Genomic DNA, 6,285 nt, shown 5'->3' on the forward strand with positions numbered 1-6,285 from the left:
TATAATGCGCGGTTTCATTCAAGCTGTACCAACCGCCATGCCCAATGTTTTCCCGCCCTGTCCCCAATGCGCCCTTGAGAATACCTATCCCGACGGCGACCGCTATGTCTGCGCCGATTGCGGCCACGAATGGTCCGCCACCGCCCCGGAGGACGCCGACGCCGCCGATACCCGGATCGTCCGCGACGCCAATGGCAATGTGCTGGCCGACGGCGATGCCGTGGTCCTCATCAAGGATTTGAAGGTCAAGGGTTCGTCCACCGTCCTGAAGATGGGCACCAAGGTCAAAAGCATCCGTCTGGCCGATGGCGACCACGAAGTCGATTGCCGGATGGAGGGCGGCAATTTCATGCTGAAAGCCTGCTATCTGAAGAAGGTCTAGCGGGTGGCTTGTCGCGACCCATCCGGGTTCGGTTGGGAGGGCTGGCCGGCGATGGATTTCGGCGGCCCCTCCACGGGCTACGCCCAGGCAAAGCGGAAGCCCTACAGCGGTGGCCCCAGGTCGTCCTCCCCGGCCGGCTTCTTCTTTTTCTTGTCGGCCTTGGCGGTCGCGGACGCGGCGTAGGCCCCGGCGTTCTTGAGGGTGACGGCGGGCGGGCCTTCGACGGTGTGGGTGATAAAAGTCGTCATCCGCTCCATGGCCAGGCCGGTCGCCTCGGCGCTATAGCCCGCCCGGTCCGCGGCGGCGAAACCATGGCCGGCCGGATATTCGTACACCCGGACATCGGGCCGGGTCGAGCGGAACCCTATGATCCGCGCCGCCGGGATGTAGGGATCGGCCAGGCCGAAATGGAGTTGGGTCGGTATCCGCCGCTTGGGGCCGGGGTCTTCGGCGATGCCGCAGCCGTAATAACCGATGGCGCAGGCCAGGCCCTTCACCAGGTTCGCCGCATGGTAGGCCAGATACCCACCCCAGTCGTAGCCGATCAAAACCACCTTGCCATGGGGGGCGACGGATTCGACCGTGGCCTGGATATCGGCCATGGCCTTCCCGAACCCCACCGCCCGGACCAGGGCCAAGCCCTCGGTGGCTCCGGCCTCGTCCTCGCCCAGTTCCACGCCCTTCTTGGCGCGGTCGAACAAACAGGGCGCGACCGCGACATAACCCCGCGCCGCGTGGGCGTCCACCACATCCCGGATGTGGCGGGTGACGCCGGATAATTCCTGGAGTACCACCACCGCGCCTTTCGGCGCGTCCGCCGGGTCCGCCCGGTAGGCGGAGAAAACAAAACCGTCGCTTGCCGTAATATCGATCATCGTCGCATACCTCCAAACTGGGATCCGCCCGCGACCCGCCGCCGGACGGGTCGGTCCCGTCCGGTCGAGGGGTCATCACCTGCCGGAATCCCCTGGGGTTGCGCGTTCCAAGCGCGTCGCTTCCGGCCCCGCTCCACTACGCAGATTCCGGGCCAGGGGGCCGGGCGGAGGGCCACCGCCACCCAGGACCACGCTGGCCGGGGGCCGAACCACCTTGTCGAATTCCATGGCGATCAATGGATTGGGGCCGACAAGCCCAGGCTTGCTGGCGGGTGCCGCCCAGGGTGAAGCACCGGGGTCCGGGACGGGGCCGCCGGGATTAACTCCACTAAATACCGTGTAATTTACTCAACATTTTGTCCGGTCCCGTCGGATGAAACGCGACAAGGGGAACGGGAGGCGGCGGGTGATATCCGGGCGGAAGCTTGGCGCGGCGGGTGCCGGATCGACCTGGACGGGCGGCAGGCTAATTGCTTGGATGCCGGGGCCGGAAACCGGGGGGGTGTCTTCATGGCGGGCCGCGCGGGCTTGTCCTGGACGGTCCCAGGCTTCCGGTCCCGATCCATCCCCAACGGCGGTGGGCTTTCCAGCGCCGACAACCCTCCAAGCGGAGCATATGCAATGGCCTATAACATCAGAACCTTTTACAGCGGCCCGGCCGGGGTCGAAGCCTCGATTCCCGACTGGTTCAAGACCCGGACCGAAGCCCTGGTCGCCCAGCTCGGTGATGACAGTCCCGACGTGCAATGTTTCAAGCGGATGCTGGCCGAGGGCCGCATCGTGGAAGAGATGCTGCCCGAGGTGGATCAACTGGCCGGCAGCACCCAAAACCCCGAAGTCCTCCTGCTGGCCGTCGATATCGCCACCCATGCTTTCACGGTGTCCCAACTCGTCGCGCAGATGGTGCCGCTCAGGCCGAAAGCCGCCTGAGGGGGGTTCCGGCCCGGCTACCCCAGCCAGCCCGCCAGCGCGGCGACGATGGCGGGCATCTTCTCGGTCACTCGCCGCCATCCTTGATGGCTCGCAAGGCGCTATGGAACCGCTCACGAGCGGCTAAAAACTTCAAGACAGGCGTTATAAGGCCGAAGACAGGGCAACAAGATCACTTGCCAATACAAAAACTCCCAAATATCCGCCCCAATAAGTCGTCGCTGGTAAAAGCCCCGGTAATCTCGGAAAGCGCGTGCTGCGCCTCCCGCAACTCCTCGGCCAATAGCTCCAACGCCCGCGAATTCACCTGCCGGGCGGCGTTTTCCAGCGAACCCTGGGCGCGGGCGATGGCATCCAGATGGCGGCGGCGGGCGATGAACACGCCTTCGGTACCGGCCTCGTAGCCCATCGCGGCCTTGAGGTGGCGCAGCAAATCCTCCACCCCCTCGCCCCGCTTGGCCGAGAGATAAACCACCGGGCCTTCCGGCGTCCCGACCAGCCCGGCGGGTTTGCCGGTGAGGTCGATCTTGTTGTGGATGCGGGTGACGGGGAGGTTTTGCGGCAGGCTCGCCAGCAATGCCCCGGCCTGCTCCGGCTCGCGGTCGTCGATCAACAGCAACACCCGGTCGGCCCGCTCGATCTCGGCGCGGGCGCGGCGGATGCCTTCCCGCTCGACGATATCCTCGCTGTCCCGTAATCCCGCCGTATCGACCACATGCAGGGGCATCCCGTCGATCTGGATGTATTCGCGCAAGGTGTCGCGGGTGGTGCCGGCGATATCGGTGACGATGGCGGCTTCCCGCCCGGCCAGGCGGTTCAACAGGCTGGATTTGCCCGCGTTGGGCCGGCCCGCGATCACCACGGTCATGCCGTCGCGCAATAGGCAGCCTTGACGGGCGGTGCGGCGGATGGCGTCGAGCGCGGCCAGGAGTTCGGCGACCTGCGCGGCGATCTGGCCTTCCGCCAGGAAATCGATGTCCTCGTCGGTGAAATCGATGGACGCTTCGACATAGAGCCGGAGTTGGATCAAGGCTTCGACCAGGCCCCGCACGCGCCGGGAAAACTCCCCTTGCAAGGAGCGCTGGGCGGAACGGGCGGCTTGCGCGGTGGTGGCGTCGATCAAATCGGCGATGGCCTCGGCCTGGGCCAGATCGATCTTGTCGTTGAGGAAAGCCCGCTCGCTGAATTCCCCAGGCCGGGCCAGCCGCGCCCCCAAACCCAATACCCGCCGCAACAGCAAATCCAGCAACACCGGCCCGCCATGGGCGTGGAGTTCGAGGACATGTTCGCCGGTGAAGGAACGGGGCGCGGGGAAATACAGGGCGAGGCCGCTATCCAGTACCGAGCCGTCGTGGTCGCGGAACGGGCCGAAATGGGCGTGGCGGGCGGGAATCGTCCGGCCCAGGACGGCCTGGGCGATCTCCGGCGCGAGGTCGCCGGAAACGCGGAGGATGCCGACGCCGCCCCGCCCTGGCGGGGTGGCGATGGCGGCGATGGTGTCGGGGTTGGAAACGGCCATAAAAGAAAAGGCCGGGGTTCGCCCGGCCTCTCCAAGATCAAGAGCCTGCGGGCGCGGGCTTATCGACGATGATGGTCTTGTTGATATACCACTGCTGCACGATGGACAGCAGGTTATTGACCACCCAGTACACCACCAGCCCCGAGGGGAAGAAGGCGAAGAAGCCCGTGAACATCACCGGCATATACAGCATCACCTTGGCCTGTACCGGATCGGAGGGCGGCGGGCTGAGCTTCTGCTGGATGAACATGGACACGCCCATGATCAAGGGCAGCACGAAGTAGGGGTCTTTGTCGGACAGGTCGTTCAGCCACAGCATGAACGGGGCTTGCCGCATCTCGACCGACTCCACCAACACCCAATACAGCGAGATGAACACCGGAATCTGCACCAGGATCGGCAAGCAACCGCCCAGCGGGTTCACCTTTTCCTTGCGGTACATTTCCATCATCGCCATGTTCAACTTCTGCTTGTCGGCACCGTACTTTTCCTTGAGTTCGGCCAGTTTGGGCTGGAGCTTGCGCATATTGGCCATGGAGCGGTAGCTCGACGCCGACAGCCGGAAGAACAAGGCTTTCAAGGTGAGGGTGACGAAGATGATCGCCCAGCCCCAGTTGTCGAAAATCTTGTGGAATTGTTCCAGCAGCCAGAACACCGGCTTGGCGATGAAGGTCAGGGCGCCATAGTCCACGGTCAGGTCCAGGCCGGGCGCGGTCGCTTCCAGCACGCGGAGCAGCTTGGGACCGGCGTACAACTGGGCGGTGAATACCTTGGACTGGCCGGGCGCGACTTCCAGCGCGGGCGAATAGGCACCGATCACGAAATGGTTGTCCGCCAGCGCCTTGGTGTAATAGGTCTCCTCGTCGTCCTTGGCGGGAATCCAGGCGGCCACGAAATAATGCTGGATCATGGCGATCCAGCCGTCCTTGGACTTCTTGTCCAGGTTCTCGTTGGCCATGTCCTTGAAGCTGATCTTGCGGTATTTCTCCTCGGGGGTATATAGCACGCCGCCGGTGTAGGTGCGGACCAACTGGTCCTTGTTGCCGGGGTCTTTGCGCTGCAATTGCACATACTGGCGGCCTTTCCAGCCCGCCGCGCCGCCGTTGGTGACTTCCTGTTCCAGCGCGATTTCATAGCTGCCGCGCTTCAAGACATAGGTCTTGACCACCTTCACGCCCTGATCGTTGGTCCAGGTCAAGGGCACCCGCAGGGTATCCTGGCCGGGGGCCATCCGATATTGATCGGCCTGGGCTTCCCACGGGCTGTGGTGGGTGGGGGTGGAGGCTTCGTTGCCCAGGAAGCCGCTCTGCGCGACGAACATCAGATCGCCGTCGGAGAACAGTTCGACCGGCTGGTCGGGATGGTCCTTGCTGATGGGATAGCCCAGGAGGTCGAGCTTGCGGATATCGCCGCCCTGGGTATCGATCTCCAGGCGGAACAGATCGCTGGTGACCACGACGCGGCGGTGCGGCGCGACGCTGGCGGCGGGTTCGCCCTGCTTGACGATATCGTCGACGCCGCGGGCCGAGTCCGGCACATCCGGGGCGGCGGGGGATTGTTGTTGCTGCTGCAAGGCCGCGAGATCGGGCTTGGGGCCGTAATCGACCTGCCATTGCTGCCATATCGTGAAGCCTAGGAAGAACAGTAAAGCGAACAGGACGAACCTTAAGTTATCCATTGTTATTTTCCGAATTTTTCTGGGACGGGATCGAGGCCGCCGGGATGCCAGGGATGGCAACGCAGGAGGCGCCGGGCGGCGAGATACGAGCCTTTGACTGCCCCGAACCGTTCCAGTGCCTCAAGCGCATAGGCGGAGCAGGTCGGGTGGAAACGGCAATGGTGCCCCACCCAGGGACTAATCAGGTAGCGGTAGGATTGGACGAGGAAGACCAGGAGGGCTTGCATTGCGTCACCAGGCGGTCCCAGTGTTTCTGCAATGAGCGGCGGAGTGTTTCATGGTCGGCCTGGAGTGCGGCGCTACGCGCCATGACGACGAAATCGAGCCCGCCTAGGAGGTGCTGCCGTGAGCGGAAACTTTCCCGGACGAGGCGCTTGATACGGTTGCGGTCGGTGGCTTTGCGGACCTGCCGTTTGGAAATCGCCAACCCCAGGCGCGGATGGGTTTTACCGTTGGTCCGGGCGAGTACGGTCAACCGGCTATCCGCTGACTTCAAGGGCTGATCGAAAACCCGCTGGAACTCGGCTGCCGTGTTCAGGCGGTGGGTTTTGGGGAAACCCTGGCCGGAAGGTTCCAAGCGTCAGACGGTCAGCTGCTTGCGGCCCTTGGCGCGGCGGGCGTTCAGCACGTTGCGGCCACCACGGGTTTTCATACGGGCGCGGAAGCCATGGGTGCGGACGCGCTTGATTTTGCTGGGTTGCCAGGTTCTTTTCATGGGACTCGAGCCTCTTGCGATACGGGGGTAAAAAGACGCGGAATCCTAAAGCACCCTCCAAGCCTCTGTCAATGCTGTGGATAAGTCCGGGCCGCGGTATAGTATCCGCCCCCCCCGAGACCACGACCCCGATCCCCCTATGCCCCCGACCCCACACCGGCCTGTCTCCGACAGGAATGCCGCGTT

Annotated in this window: 8 protein-coding genes; 2 read left to right on the plus strand and 6 right to left on the minus strand. The window is 64.1% G+C overall.

The window, feature by feature from the left end:
* Positions 1 to 37: 37 nt before the first annotated feature.
* Positions 38 to 382 carry a zinc ribbon domain-containing protein YjdM gene (locus K5658_RS20790; RefSeq protein WP_221064949.1) on the plus strand — a complete coding sequence of 115 codons (345 nt, stop codon included), beginning with the start codon at positions 38 to 40 and terminating at the stop codon, positions 380 to 382.
* 101 nt (positions 383 to 483) lie between these two features.
* Here K5658_RS20790 and K5658_RS20795 read toward each other — a convergent pair whose 3' ends face one another.
* Positions 484 to 1,257, minus strand: a complete 774-nt coding sequence (locus K5658_RS20795) for a dienelactone hydrolase family protein (RefSeq protein ID WP_221064950.1) — start codon at positions 1,255 to 1,257, stop codon at positions 484 to 486.
* Positions 1,258 to 1,878: 621 nt separating this feature from the next.
* Here K5658_RS20795 and K5658_RS20800 point away from each other — a divergent pair.
* On the plus strand, positions 1,879 to 2,187 hold the full coding sequence (locus tag K5658_RS20800) for a hypothetical protein (RefSeq protein ID WP_221064951.1): 309 nt from the start codon (positions 1,879 to 1,881) through the stop codon (positions 2,185 to 2,187).
* Positions 2,188 to 2,359: 172 nt separating this feature from the next.
* Here the strand turns inward: K5658_RS20800 and mnmE are convergent, their stop codons facing one another.
* From mnmE to rpmH, 5 genes are read right to left on the minus strand one after another with little or no spacing between them, the layout of a single operon-like run.
* Positions 2,360 to 3,706 carry a tRNA uridine-5-carboxymethylaminomethyl(34) synthesis GTPase MnmE gene (mnmE, locus tag K5658_RS20805; RefSeq protein WP_221064952.1) on the minus strand — a complete coding sequence of 449 codons (1,347 nt, stop codon included), beginning with the start codon at positions 3,704 to 3,706 and terminating at the stop codon, positions 2,360 to 2,362.
* Positions 3,707 to 3,743: 37 nt separating this feature from the next.
* Complete coding sequence (gene yidC / locus K5658_RS20810; protein WP_221064953.1) at positions 3,744 to 5,384, minus strand: membrane protein insertase YidC; 1,641 nt, start codon at positions 5,382 to 5,384, stop codon at positions 3,744 to 3,746.
* A 2-nt stretch (positions 5,385 to 5,386) separates the two neighbouring features.
* Positions 5,387 to 5,611, minus strand: coding sequence for a membrane protein insertion efficiency factor YidD (gene yidD, locus K5658_RS20815; RefSeq protein ID WP_085210503.1), 225 nt, complete (start codon positions 5,609 to 5,611; stop codon positions 5,387 to 5,389).
* Positions 5,566 to 5,961, minus strand: coding sequence for a ribonuclease P protein component (rnpA, locus tag K5658_RS20820; RefSeq protein ID WP_221064954.1), 396 nt, complete (start codon positions 5,959 to 5,961; stop codon positions 5,566 to 5,568). Before rnpA ends, yidD begins: the two co-directional genes overlap by 46 nt.
* A gap of 3 nt (positions 5,962 to 5,964) precedes the next feature.
* Positions 5,965 to 6,099, minus strand: coding sequence for a 50S ribosomal protein L34 (gene rpmH / locus K5658_RS20825; protein WP_085210500.1), 135 nt, complete (start codon positions 6,097 to 6,099; stop codon positions 5,965 to 5,967).
* Between the last annotated feature and the right edge of the window lie 186 nt (positions 6,100 to 6,285).

The organism is Methylomagnum ishizawai (assembly GCF_019670005.1).
Taxonomy (GTDB): domain Bacteria; phylum Pseudomonadota; class Gammaproteobacteria; order Methylococcales; family Methylococcaceae; genus Methylomagnum; species Methylomagnum ishizawai.